This is a genomic window from Actinotignum schaalii (assembly GCF_028864145.1).
Classification (GTDB): Bacteria; Actinomycetota; Actinomycetes; order Actinomycetales; family Actinomycetaceae; genus Actinotignum; species Actinotignum schaalii_B.
Window position 1 is genome coordinate 1 of record NZ_JARBHJ010000030.1, and the last position, 16,923, is coordinate 16,923.

Annotated in this window: 25 protein-coding genes; 23 read left to right on the forward strand and 2 right to left on the reverse strand. The window is 60.4% G+C overall.

The window, feature by feature from the left end:
- Positions 1-360 precede the first annotated feature (360 nt).
- The 5 genes from rpsL to PWJ82_RS07175 all read left to right on the forward strand — a co-directional run bounded on the left by rpsL (position 361) and on the right by PWJ82_RS07175 (position 5,500).
- On the forward strand, positions 361-735 hold the full coding sequence (gene rpsL / locus PWJ82_RS07155; protein WP_016443111.1) for a 30S ribosomal protein S12: 375 nt from the start codon (positions 361-363) through the stop codon (positions 733-735).
- Positions 735-1,205, forward strand: a complete 471-nt coding sequence (gene rpsG, locus PWJ82_RS07160; protein ID WP_016443110.1) for a 30S ribosomal protein S7 — start codon at positions 735-737, stop codon at positions 1,203-1,205. Before rpsL ends, rpsG begins: the two co-directional genes overlap by 1 nt.
- Before the next feature lie 42 nt (positions 1,206-1,247).
- A complete protein-coding gene (gene fusA / locus PWJ82_RS07165; protein WP_274732793.1) occupies positions 1,248-3,374 on the forward strand; it encodes an elongation factor G in 2,127 nt (708 codons plus the stop codon).
- Positions 3,375-3,478: 104 nt separating this feature from the next.
- Positions 3,479-4,669 carry an elongation factor Tu gene (gene tuf / locus PWJ82_RS07170; protein WP_026428288.1) on the forward strand — a complete coding sequence of 397 codons (1,191 nt, stop codon included), beginning with the start codon at positions 3,479-3,481 and terminating at the stop codon, positions 4,667-4,669.
- Positions 4,670-4,807: 138 nt separating this feature from the next.
- The gene (locus PWJ82_RS07175) at positions 4,808-5,500 is read left to right on the forward strand and encodes an HAD family hydrolase (protein WP_274736031.1); all 693 of its coding nucleotides are present in this window, start codon (positions 4,808-4,810) and stop codon (positions 5,498-5,500) included.
- Between the two features lie 92 nt (positions 5,501-5,592).
- Here PWJ82_RS07175 and PWJ82_RS07180 read toward each other — a convergent pair whose 3' ends face one another.
- Positions 5,593-6,693 (reverse strand): zinc-binding dehydrogenase, encoded by a 1,101-nt coding sequence (locus PWJ82_RS07180; protein WP_274733338.1) that lies wholly within the window; start codon positions 6,691-6,693, stop codon positions 5,593-5,595.
- Positions 6,693-8,126 carry an aldehyde dehydrogenase family protein gene (locus PWJ82_RS07185; protein WP_274736033.1) on the reverse strand — a complete coding sequence of 478 codons (1,434 nt, stop codon included), beginning with the start codon at positions 8,124-8,126 and terminating at the stop codon, positions 6,693-6,695. Before PWJ82_RS07185 ends, PWJ82_RS07180 begins: the two co-directional genes overlap by 1 nt.
- 503 nt (positions 8,127-8,629) lie before the next feature.
- Between PWJ82_RS07185 and rpsJ the strand changes: the two genes are divergently transcribed.
- From rpsJ to rplR, 18 genes are all read left to right on the forward strand, one after another.
- The gene (gene rpsJ / locus PWJ82_RS07190) at positions 8,630-8,938 is read left to right on the forward strand and encodes a 30S ribosomal protein S10 (protein WP_016443104.1); all 309 of its coding nucleotides are present in this window, start codon (positions 8,630-8,632) and stop codon (positions 8,936-8,938) included.
- 11 nt (positions 8,939-8,949) lie between these two features.
- Complete coding sequence (rplC, locus tag PWJ82_RS07195) at positions 8,950-9,615, forward strand: 50S ribosomal protein L3 (RefSeq protein ID WP_126134689.1); 666 nt, start codon at positions 8,950-8,952, stop codon at positions 9,613-9,615.
- Between the two features lie 2 nt (positions 9,616-9,617).
- On the forward strand, positions 9,618-10,265 hold the full coding sequence (gene rplD, locus PWJ82_RS07200; protein ID WP_016443102.1) for a 50S ribosomal protein L4: 648 nt from the start codon (positions 9,618-9,620) through the stop codon (positions 10,263-10,265).
- Complete coding sequence (rplW, locus tag PWJ82_RS07205) at positions 10,265-10,576, forward strand: 50S ribosomal protein L23 (RefSeq protein WP_016443101.1); 312 nt, start codon at positions 10,265-10,267, stop codon at positions 10,574-10,576. Before rplD ends, rplW begins: the two co-directional genes overlap by 1 nt.
- 33 nt (positions 10,577-10,609) lie before the next feature.
- Positions 10,610-11,446 (forward strand): 50S ribosomal protein L2, encoded by an 837-nt coding sequence (gene rplB, locus PWJ82_RS07210; protein ID WP_016443100.1) that lies wholly within the window; start codon positions 10,610-10,612, stop codon positions 11,444-11,446.
- Between the two features lie 14 nt (positions 11,447-11,460).
- A complete protein-coding gene (gene rpsS, locus PWJ82_RS07215; protein WP_026428282.1) occupies positions 11,461-11,742 on the forward strand; it encodes a 30S ribosomal protein S19 in 282 nt (93 codons plus the stop codon).
- A 34-nt stretch (positions 11,743-11,776) separates the two neighbouring features.
- Positions 11,777-12,157 (forward strand): 50S ribosomal protein L22, encoded by a 381-nt coding sequence (gene rplV, locus PWJ82_RS07220; RefSeq protein ID WP_016443098.1) that lies wholly within the window; start codon positions 11,777-11,779, stop codon positions 12,155-12,157.
- On the forward strand, positions 12,157-12,990 hold the full coding sequence (rpsC, locus tag PWJ82_RS07225) for a 30S ribosomal protein S3 (RefSeq protein WP_274736036.1): 834 nt from the start codon (positions 12,157-12,159) through the stop codon (positions 12,988-12,990). Before rplV ends, rpsC begins: the two co-directional genes overlap by 1 nt.
- A 3-nt stretch (positions 12,991-12,993) precedes the next feature.
- Positions 12,994-13,410, forward strand: a complete 417-nt coding sequence (rplP, locus tag PWJ82_RS07230; protein WP_016443096.1) for a 50S ribosomal protein L16 — start codon at positions 12,994-12,996, stop codon at positions 13,408-13,410.
- Positions 13,410-13,637, forward strand: a complete 228-nt coding sequence (gene rpmC, locus PWJ82_RS07235; protein WP_016443095.1) for a 50S ribosomal protein L29 — start codon at positions 13,410-13,412, stop codon at positions 13,635-13,637. Before rplP ends, rpmC begins: the two co-directional genes overlap by 1 nt.
- Before the next feature lie 11 nt (positions 13,638-13,648).
- Positions 13,649-13,924, forward strand: a complete 276-nt coding sequence (rpsQ, locus tag PWJ82_RS07240; protein WP_126134691.1) for a 30S ribosomal protein S17 — start codon at positions 13,649-13,651, stop codon at positions 13,922-13,924.
- Positions 13,925-14,081: 157 nt separating this feature from the next.
- A complete protein-coding gene (gene rplN / locus PWJ82_RS07245; protein WP_016443093.1) occupies positions 14,082-14,450 on the forward strand; it encodes a 50S ribosomal protein L14 in 369 nt (122 codons plus the stop codon).
- Positions 14,450-14,791 carry a 50S ribosomal protein L24 gene (gene rplX, locus PWJ82_RS07250; protein WP_274733334.1) on the forward strand — a complete coding sequence of 114 codons (342 nt, stop codon included), beginning with the start codon at positions 14,450-14,452 and terminating at the stop codon, positions 14,789-14,791. Before rplN ends, rplX begins: the two co-directional genes overlap by 1 nt.
- Positions 14,788-15,339: a 50S ribosomal protein L5 gene (gene rplE / locus PWJ82_RS07255; RefSeq protein ID WP_016443091.1), complete on the forward strand. Its 552-nt coding sequence runs from the start codon at positions 14,788-14,790 to the stop codon at positions 15,337-15,339. Before rplX ends, rplE begins: the two co-directional genes overlap by 4 nt.
- A gap of 2 nt (positions 15,340-15,341) precedes the next feature.
- Entirely contained in the window at positions 15,342-15,527 is a 186-nt protein-coding gene (locus PWJ82_RS07260; protein ID WP_016443090.1) for a type Z 30S ribosomal protein S14, read from the forward strand.
- A gap of 54 nt (positions 15,528-15,581) precedes the next feature.
- On the forward strand, positions 15,582-15,980 hold the full coding sequence (rpsH, locus tag PWJ82_RS07265) for a 30S ribosomal protein S8 (protein WP_026428278.1): 399 nt from the start codon (positions 15,582-15,584) through the stop codon (positions 15,978-15,980).
- An 18-nt stretch (positions 15,981-15,998) separates the two neighbouring features.
- Entirely contained in the window at positions 15,999-16,535 is a 537-nt protein-coding gene (gene rplF / locus PWJ82_RS07270) for a 50S ribosomal protein L6 (protein ID WP_126134692.1), read from the forward strand.
- Positions 16,535-16,906, forward strand: a complete 372-nt coding sequence (gene rplR / locus PWJ82_RS07275) for a 50S ribosomal protein L18 (protein ID WP_016443087.1) — start codon at positions 16,535-16,537, stop codon at positions 16,904-16,906. Before rplF ends, rplR begins: the two co-directional genes overlap by 1 nt.
- Positions 16,907-16,923 lie beyond the last annotated feature (17 nt).

The window sequence follows — 16,923 nt, forward strand, 5'->3', positions numbered from 1 at the left end:
TTTTTTTTTTTTTTTTTTTTTTTTTTTTTTTTTTTTTTTTTTTTTTTTTTTATTTTTTTTTTATAATTTTTGGGGGTGTGGGGGCGGGGGGCGGCCGGCGCGCCGCCGCCCCCCCCCCCCCCCCCCCCCCCGCTGCGGCGTCGTCGTACAAAGAAGAGCCGGGACGGGCCCGCAACCCGTGTGTTTCCTAACACCTCAGCCCGCGAAGCTTTGACGGCTCCTCGTGTTAACCGCTATTCTTGTTTAGGTTGCCTGTTTGCGGGTCTGTTGTGGCGGCCTCCGGCCGTCCCGTAATGAGCGGTGTGCGTTCGGGCAGATTTGGCAAACGTTATAATATTCATCTGTCTATCAGGAGAAGTAGTGCCTACAATTCAGCAGCTGGTCCGCGAGGGCCGCGCGAAGAAGAAGCGCGCTCCTAAGCGCCCGGCGCTTAAGGGGAGCCCCCAGCGTCGTGGGGTGTGCACCCGCGTGTTCACCACCACCCCCAAGAAACCGAACTCTGCGCTCCGTAAGGTTGCCCGTGTTCGCCTGTCCTCCGGCATCGAAGTGACGGCGTACATTCCCGGTGAAGGTCACAACCTGCAGGAACACTCCATCGTGCTCGTTCGCGGCGGTGGCGTGAAGGACCTCCCCGGTGTGCGGTACAAGATTGTCCGCGGCGCCCTTGACACCCAGGGCGTGAAGAGCCGCAATCAGGCTCGCTCCCGTTACGGCGCCAAGAAGGAGAAGAAGTAATGCCTCGTAAGGGTCCGGTTAAGAAGCGTCCGCTGGTCAGCGATCCGGTTTACAATTCTCAGCTGGTGACTCAGCTGGTCAACCGCGTCCTCGTGGATGGCAAGAAGTCCCTGGCGCAGTCCATCGTCTACGGTGCGATGGAAGGCGTGGCGGAAAAGTCCGGGCAGGATGCCCTGGCGGTTCTCAAGCGCGCTATGGATAACATTCGTCCGCAGCTGGAAGTGCGTTCCCGCCGTGTTGGTGGTGCCACCTACCAGGTGCCGGTGGAAGTCAAGGCTGGCCGTTCCACGGCCCTTGGCCTGCGCTGGCTGGTGGAATTCGCGCGCCAGCGTCGCGAAAACACCATGACGGAACGTCTCCTCAACGAAATCCTCGATGCCTCCAACGGCCTTGGTGGCGCTGTCAAGCGCCGCGAGGATACCCACCGCATGGCGGAAGCCAATAAGGCCTTCGCCCACTACCGCTGGTAATCACCAGGGTTATCTGACCCGCGAGATAGAAGAGAGCGAAAAGTGGCACAAGAAGTGCTTACGGACCTTTCCAAGGTTCGCAATATCGGCATCATGGCGCACATCGATGCCGGCAAGACAACGACCACCGAACGCATCCTGCTCTACACCGGCATTAACCACAAGCTGGGTGAAACCCATGACGGCGCATCGACGACCGACTGGATGGAACAGGAAAAGGAACGCGGCATTACGATTACGTCCGCCGCGGTCACCGCGTTCTGGAAGGGTACGCAGTTCAATATCATCGACACCCCCGGCCACGTTGATTTCACCGTGGAAGTGGAGCGGTCCCTGCGCGTGCTGGACGGCGCCATCGCGGTGTTCGACGGTAAGGAAGGCGTGGAGCCGCAGTCCGAAACGGTGTGGCGCCAGGCTGATAAGTACCACGTGCCGCGTATTTGCCTCATCAACAAGATGGATAAGTTGGGGGCCAACTTCGACTTCTCCGTCCAGACCATTCGGGATCGCCTCAGCGCTCACCCGACGGTCATCACCTTCCCGATCGGTGCGGAAAATGACTTCTCCGGTGTGGTGGACGTTCTCAAGATGAAGGCGATCCGCTTCCCCGAAAAGGACGCTCAGGGTAATGACACCTGGGGCGCCGTGGTGGTGGAAGAGGAGATCCCGGCGGAACTCCAGGCCAAGGCGGAAGAACTGCGCATGGCCGCTATGGAAGATGCCGCGGAAGCTTCCGATGAACTCATGGAGAAGTACCTTGAGGACGGCGAGCTGAGCACCGAGGATATGATCAAGGGTCTGCGTATCCGCACGATCGCCTCGGAAATCTACCCCGTGTACGCCGGTTCGGCCTACAAGAACAAGGGTATCCAGCCCGCGCTGGACGGCGTGGTGCACTTCCTGCCCGCCCCGATTGACGTTCCCGCTATCAAGGGCTTCAAGCCGGGTCACGAAGAAGACGGTGAAACCGAAGAACGCCACCCGAGCGAGAACGAACCGTTCTCCGCGCTGGCTTTCAAGATTGCGGTGCATCCCTTCTACGGCAAGCTCACCTACATCCGCGTGTACTCCGGTAAGGTCTCGGCCGGCACCCAGGTGCTCAATTCGGTCAAGGGCCGCAAGGAGCGCGTGGGCAAGATGTTCCAGATGCACTCCAATAAGGAAAACCCTGTTGAAGAAGCGCATGCCGGGCATATTTACGCGTTCATTGGGCTGAAGGACACCACCACCGGTGATACCCTCTGCGCCCAGGACGCCCCGATTATTCTTGAGTCCATGTCCTTCCCGGAGCCCGTGATTCACGTGGCCATCGAGCCGAAGTCGAAGGGCGACCAAGAAAAGCTTTCCGTGGCTATTCAGAAGCTCGCGGAAGAGGATCCGACCTTCACGGTTCGTCAGGATGAGGAAACCGGCCAGACCGTTATCGGCGGTATGGGCGAACTCCACCTCGACATCCTCGTCGACCGTATGAAGCGTGAGTTCAAGGTTGATGCGAACGTCGGTGCTCCGATGGTTGCCTACCGCGAGACGATCCGCAAGAAGGTCGATAGCGTCGAATACACCCATAAGAAGCAGACGGGTGGTTCGGGCCAGTTCGCACGTGTCATCGTGACGTTTGAGCCGCTTGACTCCAACGAAGACGGCGACACCTACGAATTTGTCAACGCCGTGACCGGTGGTCGCGTTCCGCGTGAATACATCCCGTCTGTCGATCAGGGTATCCAGGAAGCCATGCAGAATGGTGTCCTCGCCGGGTTCCCGGTGGTGGGCGTCAAGGCCACCCTGGAAGACGGCGCTTATCACGACGTCGACTCCTCGGAGCTGGCGTTCAAGATCGCGGGTAACCAGGTGTTCAAGGAAGGCGCACGTCGCGCCAACCCGGTGCTCCTGGAACCCATCATGGACGTGGAAGTCCGCACCCCGGAAGAGTACATGGGCGACGTTATCGGCGACCTGAACTCCCGGCGCGGTATGATCAAGTCCATGGAGGATGCGACGGGCGTCAAGATCGTGCGTGCCAACGTGCCGCTGAGCGAAATGTTCGGCTACGTTGGTGACCTGCGGTCGAAGACCCAGGGGCGCGCGGTGTATTCCATGCAGATGGATTCCTACGCCGAAGTCCCGAAGGCCGTTGCGGAACAGATCATCGCGGAATCTCGTGGTGAATAGTCGCCGGTTTCGTTTACAATAGGTAACTGTTCGGAACAGACCGGATTATGCGCGAGCATCATCCACATAGCTGTAAGTAATTTCTAGAGTCCCAGGAGGGCCCAGTGGCGAAGGCCAAGTACGATAAGTCCAAGCCGCATATGAACATTGGCACCATCGGTCACGTCGATCACGGAAAGACGACCACGACCGCTGCGATCACCAAGGTTCTGTCGGATAAGTACCCGGATCTGAACGAGTACACCCCGTTCGATCAGGTTGACAACGCTCCCGAAGAGCGCCAGCGCGGTATTACCATCAACGTGTCCCACGTGGAATACCAGACCGAGAAGCGTCACTACGCACACGTTGACGCCCCCGGCCACGCGGACTACATCAAGAACATGATTACCGGTGCGGCCCAGATGGACGGCGCGATCCTCGTGGTTGCGGCGACCGACGGCCCGATGGCCCAGACCCGTGAGCACGTGCTGCTCGCCCGTCAGGTGGGCGTGCCCCAGATCATCGTTGCTCTCAACAAGTCCGATATGGTTGACGACGAAGAGCTGCTCGAACTGGTGGAAATGGAAGTTCGCGAACTTCTCTCCTCCCAGGATTACCCGGGCGATGACCTCCCGGTCGTGAAGATCTCCGCTCTCAAGGCGCTGGAAGGCGATCCGAAGTGGGTTGCTTCCATCGAAGAGCTCATGGATCAGGTGGACAACTACTTCGAGGATCCGGTGCGTGACACCGACAAGCCGTTCCTCATGCCAATTGAGGACGTCTTCACCATTACCGGCCGTGGCACCGTGGTCACCGGTCGTGTGGAGCGCGGTATCCTCAACCTCAACGAGGAAGTGGAAATTCTCGGTATCCGCGATACCCAGAAGACCACCGTTACCGGTATCGAAATGTTCCACAAGCAGATGGATTACGCCGAAGCTGGCGAAAACTGCGGTCTGCTGCTCCGCGGCACCAAGCGTGAAGATGTTGAGCGCGGCCAGGTTGTGGCCAAGCCCGGCACCATCACCCCGCACACCCAGTTCGAAGCTCAGGTCTACGTGCTGAAGAAGGAAGAAGGCGGCCGTCACAACCCGTTCTTCTCCAACTACCGCCCGCAGTTCTACTTCCGCACCACGGACGTCACCGGCGTCATCACGCTGCCCGAAGGCACCGAGATGGTCATGCCCGGCGACAACACCGAGATGTCGGTTGAGCTCATCCAGCCCATCGCCATGGAAGAAGGCCTCGGCTTCGCTATTCGCGAGGGCGGCCACACCGTTGGTTCAGGGCGCGTCACCAAGATCATCAAGTAACTTGATGCATCGGCGCGAAGCTACCCGGCCACCGGGTAACTGAGCAAAACGTCCGCCGCGAGGCGGGAAGGGACCCTAGCATTGCGCTAGGGTCCCTTTGTATTTGCACGACGCCGCAGAACTTGGCAGAGTGGCGCTATGGCTCTCGAGGATGTGTATAGAAAAATCGGGTTTCTCGCTAATACGGCGGGCGGCGGGGCTGGGGCGGAAAACGCAATCGCGGTAGGCGCGGTCCCGGCGGCGCCGGCCGCGGTGCTCTGGGATATGGACGGCACCCTGGTGGATTCGGAAGAAGAATGGGCCCGGGTATCGGGGAATGTGGTGCGTGCCCACGGCGGAATCTGGACGGATGAAGATATCGTGGCTATCCGCGGGGCAGATACCATCGCGCACGGACGGCGCATGATGGATGCGGTGCGCCGCGGCGGGGGAGAGGTGGATCCCTGGAAGATGTTTGCCGAGGTGCTGCGCGCCATGGCCGATCACATGGCAGATGCCCAGCTTATTGACGGTGCGGGGGCGCTTCTCGATGCTTTTTCCGCGGCGGGTATCCCGCAGGCTCTTGTGACGGCCACCCCGGGCCGCCCCGTGGAGATCTTCCTCGCCGGTCCGGGCAGCCGGTTGGAAGCGGCGGTTACCGGGGACGATGATGTCCCCGGTAAACCGAATCCCGCTCCCTACCTCCTGGGTGCTGAGCGCCTGGGCGTTGCTATTGAGAACTGCCTCGCTTTCGAGGATTCCGGGCCCGGATTAGCCGCGGCCCGCAGCGCCGGCGCTTTCACCGTGGATGTGGGGGAGTTCCCCCTGGTTGAACTCGCGGCCTTACTTTAGCCAGTGCGCTGATGAGTTCCTGGCCACATCTGGTGGCGCAGTCGAGGCCGGCAGCGCAGCTAGAGCGCAGTTAGAGCACAGCTAAAGCGCAGTTAGAAGGACGTGATGACGACGCGGCCAATGCCGGCGTGGTGCTCGGCCATCGCCTGATAGGTCGCATCGATATCATCGAGGCTAATCTCGGTGGCAACAAGGTCATCGAGGTGGAGGCGGCCCTGTTGGTAGAACTCTACGTACTGGGGAATATCCGTCTTGATATCGGTATTCCCCATGTACACCGCGTGGATATGGCGCCGGTGCACGAAGAATTCGTTGAGCGGATTGATCGTCCACTCCATCTCGGGCTTAAAGACCCCCGCCACGTACACGTCCCCACCCTGCCGGGTTGCCGCGATGGCCGTTTCCATCGTGGGTACGATGCCGAGTGCCTCGAAGGACTTATCGACCCCGCGCCCATCAGTAGCCGCGAAAATCTGCTCGATAGCGTTCGGATCACCCGCGTTGACGAAATGGGTCATCCCAAATCTCTTCCCGAATTCTTCCTTCTCCGGGTTGGTATCCACCCCGATAATCCGCCCGGCCCCGGCAATGCGGGCGCCGTTGACGATGCTCAGGCCCACCCCGCCCAAGCCCACCACGGCCACGGTGTCGCCGGGGCGCACCTGCGCGGTGTTAAGAGCGGCGCCCGCGCCGGTAATAACCGCGCAGCCGATCACACAGGCCTGCGGGAACGGCATCTCGGGGTCAATTTTCGCCACTTGGTGTTCGTGTACGAGCGCTTGTTCAGCAAAGCCGGCGATACCGTAGGTCTGGAAAATCGGTTCGCCGTTGCGGCTCAGCCGCGGGGCTTCATCTGGGCCGCGCAGCGTTTCCTCCGGGAATTCGCATTCGTACATACGCGATTCCCGGCAGGCCCGGCAGTGCCCGCAGTATTGGATAAGGGAGGCAACCACGTGGTCTCCGACCTTAATTTCCTTCACGTCCGGGCCGACGGCGGTAACGATACCGGCGGCTTCGTGCCCGAGTACCTGCGGGAAGGGGAACCCGAAATTGGTGGTGGAGAGCGTGAGATCCGAGCGGCATAGGCCGGAGGCCTTGACGTCGAAAAGGACCTCGCGGCCGATGGGTTCGGCAATCTCGATATCTTCGATGGTGAACCCGCCACCCACAGAATTTACTACTGCTGCTTTCACTATGACTCCTTTCCTGAAAGCGAGGAGAGAAACTCCGCCGCGGAGATTCCCTCCGGGAGAAGAATCGACTGGATATTGGCGAATTCGCGTACCCCTTCGTAGCCCATCTCGCGCCCGAAGCCGGAGCGCTTGACACCGCCGAATGGCATGCCGGCGGGAACAGCGGGAACCGGGGAGTTAATGGCAACGGTGCCGGTATCTACCCGAGCGGCAACGCGCGCAGCGTGCGCCACGTTCACCGAATGAACCGTTCCGCCCAGCCCGTAGCACGAATCATTAGCCAGTCGGATTGCTTCTTCTTCCGAGGATACCCGGTAAACACTCCAGACCGGCCCGAAAATTTCCTCGTAGAAAATGGGATTATCCCGCTCCACGTTTTCCAGAAGCGTCGGCTGCACCCAGGTATCTCCCTCGGGAACAATATGGCCCAGGGGAGTGGCGCTCGCCCCGCCCTCGATAGCCCGCCGGATCTGATCATTGACCGTGGCGGCTTGCTCGCGGGAGGACATGGGCGGCACGGTGGTATCTTCGGCAGCTGGATCCCCGGGTCGCAGCTGCGCGGTGCTCTCTTTGAGCCCGGCCACGAACCTGTCATAGAGAGCATCGGGAACGATCATGCGCTTGGGGGAGGCGCAGACCTGCCCAGCGTTGAAGCACCGTCCCATAATCGCCAGCTGGATGGTGGCCTCAATATCGGCGTCGTCCAAAATAATAAAGGGATCAGAACCGCCCAGTTCCATAACGGATTTCTTCAGGTGCCGGGAAGCGAGCTGTGCGATTTTTGCCCCCGCGGCTTCCGAACCGGTGAGCGTGACGATACGCACCCGATCATCGCTGATGAGCCGCTCCACTTGCGCGTGGGTGGCGTAGAGATTTTGCCACACACCGCGGGGTAGTCCGGCATCGTAGAGTACGTGAACGATAGCCGCGGCACATTGCGGCAAAATTGACGCGTGCTTGAGAATAACCGTATTTCCGCAGAGCATTGCGGGAGCGAAGCCGCGAATGGCCTGGTAGTAGGGGAAGTTCCACGGTTCAATTTCGACGACGACGCCCTCGGGGCGATAGGCAATATAACCTTCGAAAGGCGCGGCGGTGGAGCTGACCGGGCGCGGAGCTAAAATATTTTCCGCTTCATCAGCGAGCCAGCGCAGCATGGTCGGCACGGTGTTACCCGCTTCCCCGGTGGCTTCCCCAATGAGTTTGCCCATTTCCAGGGTGGCCAGCGCCCCCAGTTCGCTCGCGCGATCTTCCGCGATATCGGCGGCCCGGCGCAGAATAGCGGCGCGTTCGGCAAGAGAGGTGCGGCTCCACGTCTGGAATGTTTCGTGGGCGAGCTCAAGCGCTTTATCCACTTCTTCATCGGTGGCATAGGGGAATTCGGCGAGCACTTCGCCGGTGTAGGGATTTGTTGATCGATAGGACATCTTCATCTGCCTCCTCGGTATGGTGGATGATCACTCGCCCGCGACACCCGCGTCGCTACGCGATGTAGATCACTTAACGCCATGCTAAGTGGTGGCGCATCCCGGGGCAAGGGTGGGGGAAATGGTGCCATTGGCGGCCCGTGGGGCCGAGAGATCGAGAGGCGGCGTCGTCGTACTTATGACGTGAAGCGCCTCACGACGTGCGTTTCTTGCGTGAGCTGCGGCCTTTCGGTAAAATTTTTACCCGTGCCGGCTGGCCTTTGGGCTCGCTGGAAATGAGAAACGGCGCACGTTCGCCGTGAGAGTCTTGAAAGTAAGCCGAAGCTTTTGGCATACTTAACAAGTTGCTCGGATTACGAGCGAAGGAACTTAATCGGTTACCCAACGCCGATTATCGTATAAAGGGTTCTCCGTAACCTCACATAGGGCATGGCTACTAGATTTACCTCCGGTACGACACGCCCGAGTGCGGGTACCGGGCACCGAAGCTAAAGAGAGGTAGACGCGCCATGGCGGGACAGAAGATCCGCATTCGGCTGAAGTCATATGACCACGAGGTCATTGATAGCGCGGCCAAGAAGCTCGTCGATGAAGTTGCGCGTACCGGCGCGACCGTGGTGGGACCCGTCCCGCTGCCGACGGAAAAAAACGTTTTTTGCGTTATCCGCTCGCCCCACAAGTACAAGGACTCCCGCGATCACTTTGAGATGCGCACACACAAGCGCCTTATTGACATCGTGGATCCCACCCTGAAGACGATTGACAGCCTGCGCCGTCTCGATCTTCCGGCTGACGTCAACGTGGAAATCAAGCTCTGAGGTAATACGCAATGAACTCCAAGCAAGCTGTTGCCAGCAAGCCCGTGAAGGCTTTGCTGGGCACGAAGCTGGGGATGACCCAGCTCTGGGATGAGGACGGGCGCCTCCTTCCCATTACTGTTGTGCGCGTGGGCACCAATGTGGTGACCCAGGTTCGCACCCCCGAGGTCGACGGCTATTCCGCCGTGCAGCTCGCCTCGGGCGACGAAAAGACGAAGAACGTCACCAAGCCGCTCCAGGGCCACTTCGATAAGGCCGGTGTCACGCCGCGCAAGAAGCTGGCGGAAATCCGCACTCCCGATGCCAGCGAATACACGCTCGGGCAGGAACTGACCGCGGATATCTTCGAAGCGGGTCAGTCCGTTGACGTTATTGGTACCTCCCGCGGTAAGGGCTTCGCCGGTGTTATGAAGCGTCACGGCTTCGCCGGTGTTTCGGCCTCCCACGGTGCGCACCGCAACCACCGCAAGCCCGGTTCCATCGGCGCCTGCGCCACCCCCTCGCGCGTCTTCAAGGGTCTGCGCATGGCTGGTCGCATGGGTCAGGACCGCGTGACGGTGCAGAATCTGTCCATCCACTCCGTTGACCTCGAGAACGGCCTGTTGCTCGTGGTTGGCGCCATCCCCGGTGCAAAGGGTGGCTCGGTTGTGGTCCGCACGTCCGTGAAGGGAGCCTAACAATGGCAGACTTCAAGATTGACGTTCTCGATGAAACCGGCAAGGTGACCTCGCAGGCCACCCTCCCGGCTCAGCTCTTTGATCTCGACTTCAATATGGCGCTGGTGCACCAGGTCGTCAACGCGCAGCAAGCTGCGGCTCGCCTGGGTACCCACGCCACGAAGACCCGCGGTCAGGTGTCCGGCGGTGGTAAGAAGCCGTGGCGCCAGAAGGGGACCGGCCGGGCCCGCCAGGGTTCGATCCGCGCTCCGCAGTGGGTCGGTGGCGGCGTTGTCCACGGCCCGCAGCCGCGTGACTACTCGCAGCGCACCCCCAAGAAGATGATTGCGGCAGCGCTGTTGCAGTCCCTCTCGGACCGGGCTCGCCACGAGCGTATTCACGCCGTGACGGCTTTCGTTGCGGATGAGACCCCGTCCACCAAGGCTGCGCGTGCGCTCATCGAAAAGATGAACGAAGGGCGCAAGGCGCTCGTTGTGGTCCAGCGTGAAGATGATGCGTCGGTACTCTCCGTGCGCAATCTGCCGCAGATCCACGTCCTCTACGTTGATCAGCTCAATAGCTACGACGTTCTTGCTGCTGACGACGTCATCTTCACGGAAGCCGCGCTCGGCGCGTTCGTGGAGAAGAACACCAAGAAGGATGAGAAGTAATGACTGAGAACGGTAACTTCTGGAATAAGAACCCGCACGATGTCATCCTCGCCCCGGTGATGTCGGAGAAGAGCGCGCTGCTCGAAGAACAGGGTAAGTACACCTTCTTCGTGGATCCGCGTTCGAACAAGACCGAAATCAAGCAGGCCGTCGAAGCGATTTTTGGCGTCAAGGTTGCCTCCGTCAACACGCAGAACCGCCAGGGCAAGACCCGGCGTACGCGCAACGGCATCGGGCGGCGCAAGAATACCAAGCGGGCCATCGTGACCTTGCGCGAGGGCTCCATCGACATCTACGGCGAAATCGTCTAATAGGCGATTCGAGGAACTGAGGAATAAGAACTCATGGGAATTCGTAAGTACAAGCCGACGACCCCGGGTCGTCGCGGTGCGAGCGTTGCCGACTTCGCCGAGATCACTCGTTCGACCCCGGAGAAGTCCCTCGTTCGTCCCCTGAAGAAGACCGGTGGACGCAACAACCAGGGACGCATCACCACCCGCCACAAGGGCGGTGGGCACAAGCGCCAGTACCGTCTCATCGACTTCCGTCGCTGGGATAAGGACGGCGTGCCGGCCAAGGTTGCGCACATCGAATACGATCCGAACCGCACCGCGCGTATCGCGCTGCTCCACTTCGCTGATGGCGAGAAGCGTTATATCGTTGCTCCTCGCGGCGTCAAGCAGGGCGATCTCATCGAAACCGGTCCGAATGCGGATATCAAGCCCGGCAACAACCTGCCGCTGCGCAATATCCCTCTCGGTACCACGGTGCACAATGTGGAACTCAAGCCGCTCGGCGGGGCGAAGATCGCCCGCAGCGCCGGTGCTTCCGTGCAGTTGGTTGCCCGCGAAGGCAAGTACGCGCAGCTGCGTATGCCTTCCGGTGAAATCCGTAACGTGGACGTGCGTTGCCGCGCCACTGTCGGTGAAGTCGGCAATGCCGAGCAGGCGAATATCAACTGGGGCAAGGCCGGCCGTATGCGCTGGAAGGGCGTTCGCCCGACCGTCCGCGGTGTTGTCATGAACCCGGTGGACCACCCGCACGGTGGTGGTGAAGGTAAGACGTCCGGTGGGCGCCATCCCGTTAGCCCGTGGGGCAAGAAGGAAGGCCGTACCCGCCGTCCGAACAAGGCCAGCGACAAGCTCATCGTGCGCCGTCGCAAGACCGGCAAGAAGCGCTGAGGAAGGATTAGCTGATGCCCCGCAGTTTGAAGAAAGGTCCGTTCGTCGACGAGCACCTCTACAAGAAGGTCGACGAGCAGAACGAGAAGAACACCAAGAACGTAATCAAGACCTGGTCGCGTCGGTCGGTTATCACCCCCGATTTCCTGGGTCACACCTTTGCAGTGCACGATGGACGCAAGCATGTGCCGGTATTCATTACCGAATCCATGGTTGGCCACAAGCTCGGGGAGTTCGCCCCGACCCGCACCTTCCGCGGGCACGACAAGGACGACCGAAAGGGCCGCCGGCGCTAAGCCGGGGCCTCGAGCGAGAGAGTAAGGCAGAACTATGGAAGCAAAGGCGCAGGCGCGCTTCGTGCGCGTGTCGCCCATGAAGGCCCGTCGTGTCGTGGACACCATCCGCGGCCGGCGCGCCCTGGACGCTATTGACGTACTGCAGTTCGCACCGTTTGCAGCCGCCACTCCGGTTCGTAAGATCGTGGAGTCGGCTATTGCCAACGCGCGCTACGCCGCCGAGCAGGCGGGGGAGCGCTTCGATGAGTCTGAGCTCTTCATCGGCGAAATTTACGCCGACGAAGGCCCGACGATGAAGCGCATCCAGCCGCGTGCTCAGGGCCGGGCGAACCGCATCAACAAGCGGACGAGTCACATCACCGTTATCGTTACCGACGAGAAGCCCAAGACCAAGAACCAGAGGAGGGCCCGCTAGTGGGACAGAAAGTCAACCCTATTGGGTTCCGTCTCGGCATCACGACCGACCACCGCTCCAAGTGGTTCGCTGATTCCACCAAGAAGGGGCAGCGCTACTCGGACTACGTCCTCGAAGATGTCAAAATCCGTGACATGATCGAAAAGACGCTCGAGCGCGCCGGTATTTCCAGCGTGCATATCGAGCGCCGCGCCGAACGCGTGGTTGTGGATATCCACACCGCTCGTCCCGGTATCGTCATCGGCCGGCGCGGTGCGGAAGCTGATCGCCTCCGCGCCGACCTCGAGAAGCTGACCGGCAAGGCCGTCCAGCTCAATATTCTCGAAGTGAAGAACCCGGAAGCTGACGCCCAGCTCGTAGCGCAGGGTATCGCGGAACAGCTCGCCTCGCGCGTGTCTTTCCGCCGCGCTATGCGCAAGGGTATCCAGTCCGCCGAGCGCGCCGGTGCCAAGGGCATCCGCGTGCAGTGCTCGGGCCGTCTGGGTGGCGCGGAAATGTCGCGTAGTGAGTTCTACCGTGAAGGGCGCGTGCCGCTGCACACCCTGCGCGCGAATATCAACTACGGTTTCTACGAAGCGCGTACCACCTTCGGCCGCATTGGCGTGAAGGTGTGGATTTACCGCGGTGATCTTACCGACGCTGAGTACTACCGCAGCCTCGCGGAAGCACCGCGCGGTGGGCGCGGAGGCCGTTCGGATCGTCGCGGACGTCGCGGCACCGGTCGCGGTCGCGGTGGCCAGCGTGGGGAAGCCCGCAGCGAACAGGCTCAGAGCCCGGCTACCGGAGCCGAAGCTCCGGTAGCCGCGCCGGAATCAACCGGAACGGAGGCATAACTCATGCTGATTCCTCGTCGTACTAAATGGCGCAAGCAGCACCGTCCGCACCGTAAGGGTATGGCCAAGGGCGGAACGCAGCTGGCTTTCGGTGAATACGGCATCCAGGCGCTCGAGCCGGCCTACATCACCAACCGTCAAATTGAAGCAGCTCGTATCGCCATGACGCGTCACGTCAAGCGTGGCGGCAAGATCTGGATTAACATCTTCCCGGATCGCCCGCTCACGAAGAAGCCGCTCGGCGTGCGTATGGGTTCGGGTAAGGGCCCGGTGGAAACCTGGGTTGCCAATATCAAGCCCGGTCGTGTCATGTTCGAAATGGCCGGTGTTGACGAGGCTCTCGCCCGCGAGGCCATGAGCCGCGCCCAGCACAAGCTGCCCATCAAGACCCGCTTTATCACCCGTGAGGAGGTTGAGTAATGGCTAAGGGACTGACCACCGCGGAACTCGACGCGATGACCGACGCGGAGCTTCTCGAGAAGCTTGCCGAGTCGAAGAAGGAACTGTTCAACCTCCGCTTCTCGGCGGTGACTCACCGCCTGGAGGACAGTGGCCGCCTGCGGGAAGTTCGTCGCGAGATTGCTCGCATTTACACCATTAAGAGCGAGCGGGAGAAGAACATTCGAACCGCTCCGGCCGCTCAGTAAGTGAGGATGAGATGAGCGAGAACGCAACCACTGAAACACGTAATCACCGCAAGACGCTGCGCGGCTACGTGGTCTCCGACAAAATGGACAAGACCGTTGTCGTTGAAGTTGAAGATCGCGTTAAGCACCCGCTATACGGTAAAGTTATTACCCGCACCAAGCGAGTGAAGGCGCACGACGAAAATAACGAGGTTCGCGTAGGCGATTTGGTCTCCATTATGGAAACCCGCCCGCTGTCCGCGACCAAGCACTTCCGGGTCGTTACGATCATCGAGAAGGCGAAGTAGTTAGGGCTTTCCTAGCTTTAGCGAATGTGACCGGCCTGAACGCAGGCGGCCCTCGCATGTGGGCCAAAGGCGTTTGGGCCGGCGCAGTTCGCGCAAACCCATTCGTTCGGCAAGGCTCGAATCCGAGAACCGGCACGACAATAGGAGATAGAAACACATGATCCAGCAGGAGACGCGGCTTAGCGTCGCCGATAACACCGGTGCCAAGGAACTTTTGTGCATCCGGGTGCTCGGCGGCTCCGGCCGGCGCTACGCCGGAATTGGTGACACCATCGTCGCCACCGTCAAGGATGCTATTCCGGGCGGAAACGTAAAGAAGGGCGACGTCGTCAAGGCGGTCGTCGTCCGTGCAGTTAAGGAAACGCGCCGCAAGGACGGGTCCTACATCAAGTTCGACGAAAACGCAGCCGTGCTGTTGAAGAACGACGGCGAACCCCGCGGCACCCGTATCTTCGGGCCCGTCGGGCGTGAGCTTCGCGATGCGAAGTTCATGCGCATCATTTCGCTGGCTCCGGAGGTGATCTAATGGCGAAGATTAAGAAGGATGATCTCGTCCAGGTTATCGCCGGGCGCGATAAGGGGATGCAGGGTCGCGTGCTGTCCGTTGACACCAAGCGTGAGCGCGTGATCGTGGAAGGCGTCCAGCGCGTGAAGAAGCACGTGCGCGTGGGGCAGACCTCGCGGGGCGGCACCACCGGCGGTATCGAAACCGTCGAGGCACCCATTCACATTTCGAACGTTGCCCTCGTTCACGATGGCAAGCCGATTCGCGTGGGCTACCGTGAGGTAGAAGTTGAGCGCGATGGCAAGAAGAAGATTGTCCGTGAGCGCATCGGACGCCGCGGCGGGAAGGAAATCGAACTGTGAGCGATACCCCCCGTCTCAAGGTGAAGTACCGGGAACACATCATCCCGGAACTCCAGGAAGAATTTAAGTACGTCAACGTTAACCAGGTTCCCAAGATCGTCAAGGTCGTGGTGAATATGGGCGTGGGTGATGCTGCGCGCGATTCCAAGGTGCTCGACGGCGCCGTCGCTGATATGACGGCGATTACCGGCCAGAAGCCGATGATCACCAAGGCCAAGAAGTCCATCGCGCAGTTTAAACTGCGTGAGGGCCAGGCCATCGGGTGCTTCGTGACCATCCGCGGCGACCGCATGTGGGAGTTCCTTGACCGGCTGATTTCCACCGCGCTGCCGCGTATCCGCGACTTCCGCGGCCTTTCGCCCAAGCAGTTTGACGGCAACGGGAACTACACCTTCGGTTTGACCGAACAGACCGTGTTCCACGAGATCGACCAGGACAAGATTGATCGCGTGCGCGGTATGGACATCACCGTGGTGACCTCTGCCGGGAGCGACGACGAAGGGCGCGCTCTTCTCAAGCATCTCGGATTCCCCTTCAAGGAGGCCTAAATATGGCAAAGACCGCTCTGAAGCAAAAGGCCGCCGGTAAGCAGAAGTTCGCCGTTCGTGCGTACACCCGTTGCAACCGGTGCGGCCGTCCGCATTCCGTTTACCGCAAGTTCGGCCTGTGCCGTATTTGCCTGCGTGAGTTGGCCCTGCGCGGCGAACTCCCCGGTGTTAAGAAGTCCAGCTGGTAAAGACTACGTCGCAGGTCCATCGGAAACCGCGACGAGGAAGGGCCACAGCCCAAAATGACAATGACTGACCCAATCGCAGACATGCTGACGCGTCTGCGTAACGCCAATTCGGCGTTCCATGAGTCGGTGTCTATGCCGTACTCCAAGATTAAGTCCCATATCGCGGACATCTTGAAGCGCGAAGGCTACATCGACTCCTACGAGGTGGAGAGCGCCCAGGTGGGCAAGACCCTCACCCTCACGTTGAAGTACGGATCTAACCGTGAACGCGCCCTCGCTGGCGTCCGGCGCATCTCGAAGCCGGGCCTGCGCGTTTACGCGAAGTCCACCAACCTGCCGCGCGTTCTCGACGGCCTGGGTGTGGCTATTTTGTCCACCTCCTCCGGCCTTATGACGGACCGTGAGGCCAAGGATAAGGGCGTTGGCGGGGAAGTCCTCGCTTACGTCTGGTAATGGGAAGTAGGTGCAATAATGTCTCGAATTGGTAGGCTTCCCATCGCTATCCCCAGCGGCGTCGATGTGTCGGTTTCCGGCCAGAACGTCACTGTCAAGGGCCCCAAGGGTCAGCTCGAGCTCTCGGTAGCCGAGCCGATCGCGGTGAATGTTGATGACAATACGGTTCTGGTGACCCGGCCGAATGACGAGCGCGAATCGCGTTCGCTGCACGGCCTGACCCGCACCCTCGTTGCGAATATGGTCGAGGGCGTCACCAACGGGTACAGCAAGGCGATGGAAATCGTCGGAACCGGGTACCGCGTGGTCGCCAAGGGCTCTGATCTTGAATTCTCGCTGGGCTACTCCCACACGATTCTTTTCGAAGCTCCGGAAGGTATCACCTTCACCGTAGCCACCCCGACCAAGTTCACGGTCTCGGGTATCGATAAGCAGCTCGTGGGCGAAACCGCCGCGAAGATTCGCAAGCTTCGTAAGCCCGAACCCTACAAGGGCAAGGGCGTCAAGTACGCTGACGAAGTTATTCGTCGCAAGGCTGGAAAGGCTGGTAAGTGATGGCTGTTACCATCAAGGGCAAGGGCAAGTACATCGCTCGTGCGCGCCGCCACTTCCGGTTGCGCAAGCGTATTTCCGGTACCGCCGCGCGGCCGCGTCTCGTGGTCTCGCGTTCCAACCGCCACATTTACGCCCAGGTTATCGACGACGTCGTGGGTCGCACTCTCGCGGCCGCCTCGTCCTACGAAGCTGACCTGCGCGAAGCGGAGGGTACCAAGACAGAAATCGCGCGGAAGGTCGGCGAACGTGTCGGTCAGCGCGCCAAGGACGCTGGGATCAGCGCCGTGGTCTTCGACCGCGGTGGCAACCAGTACCACGGTCGCGTTGCAGCTGTCGCCGAAGGTGCGCGCGAAGCTGGACTCGATTTCTAACGGCTGAGGAAAGGCAG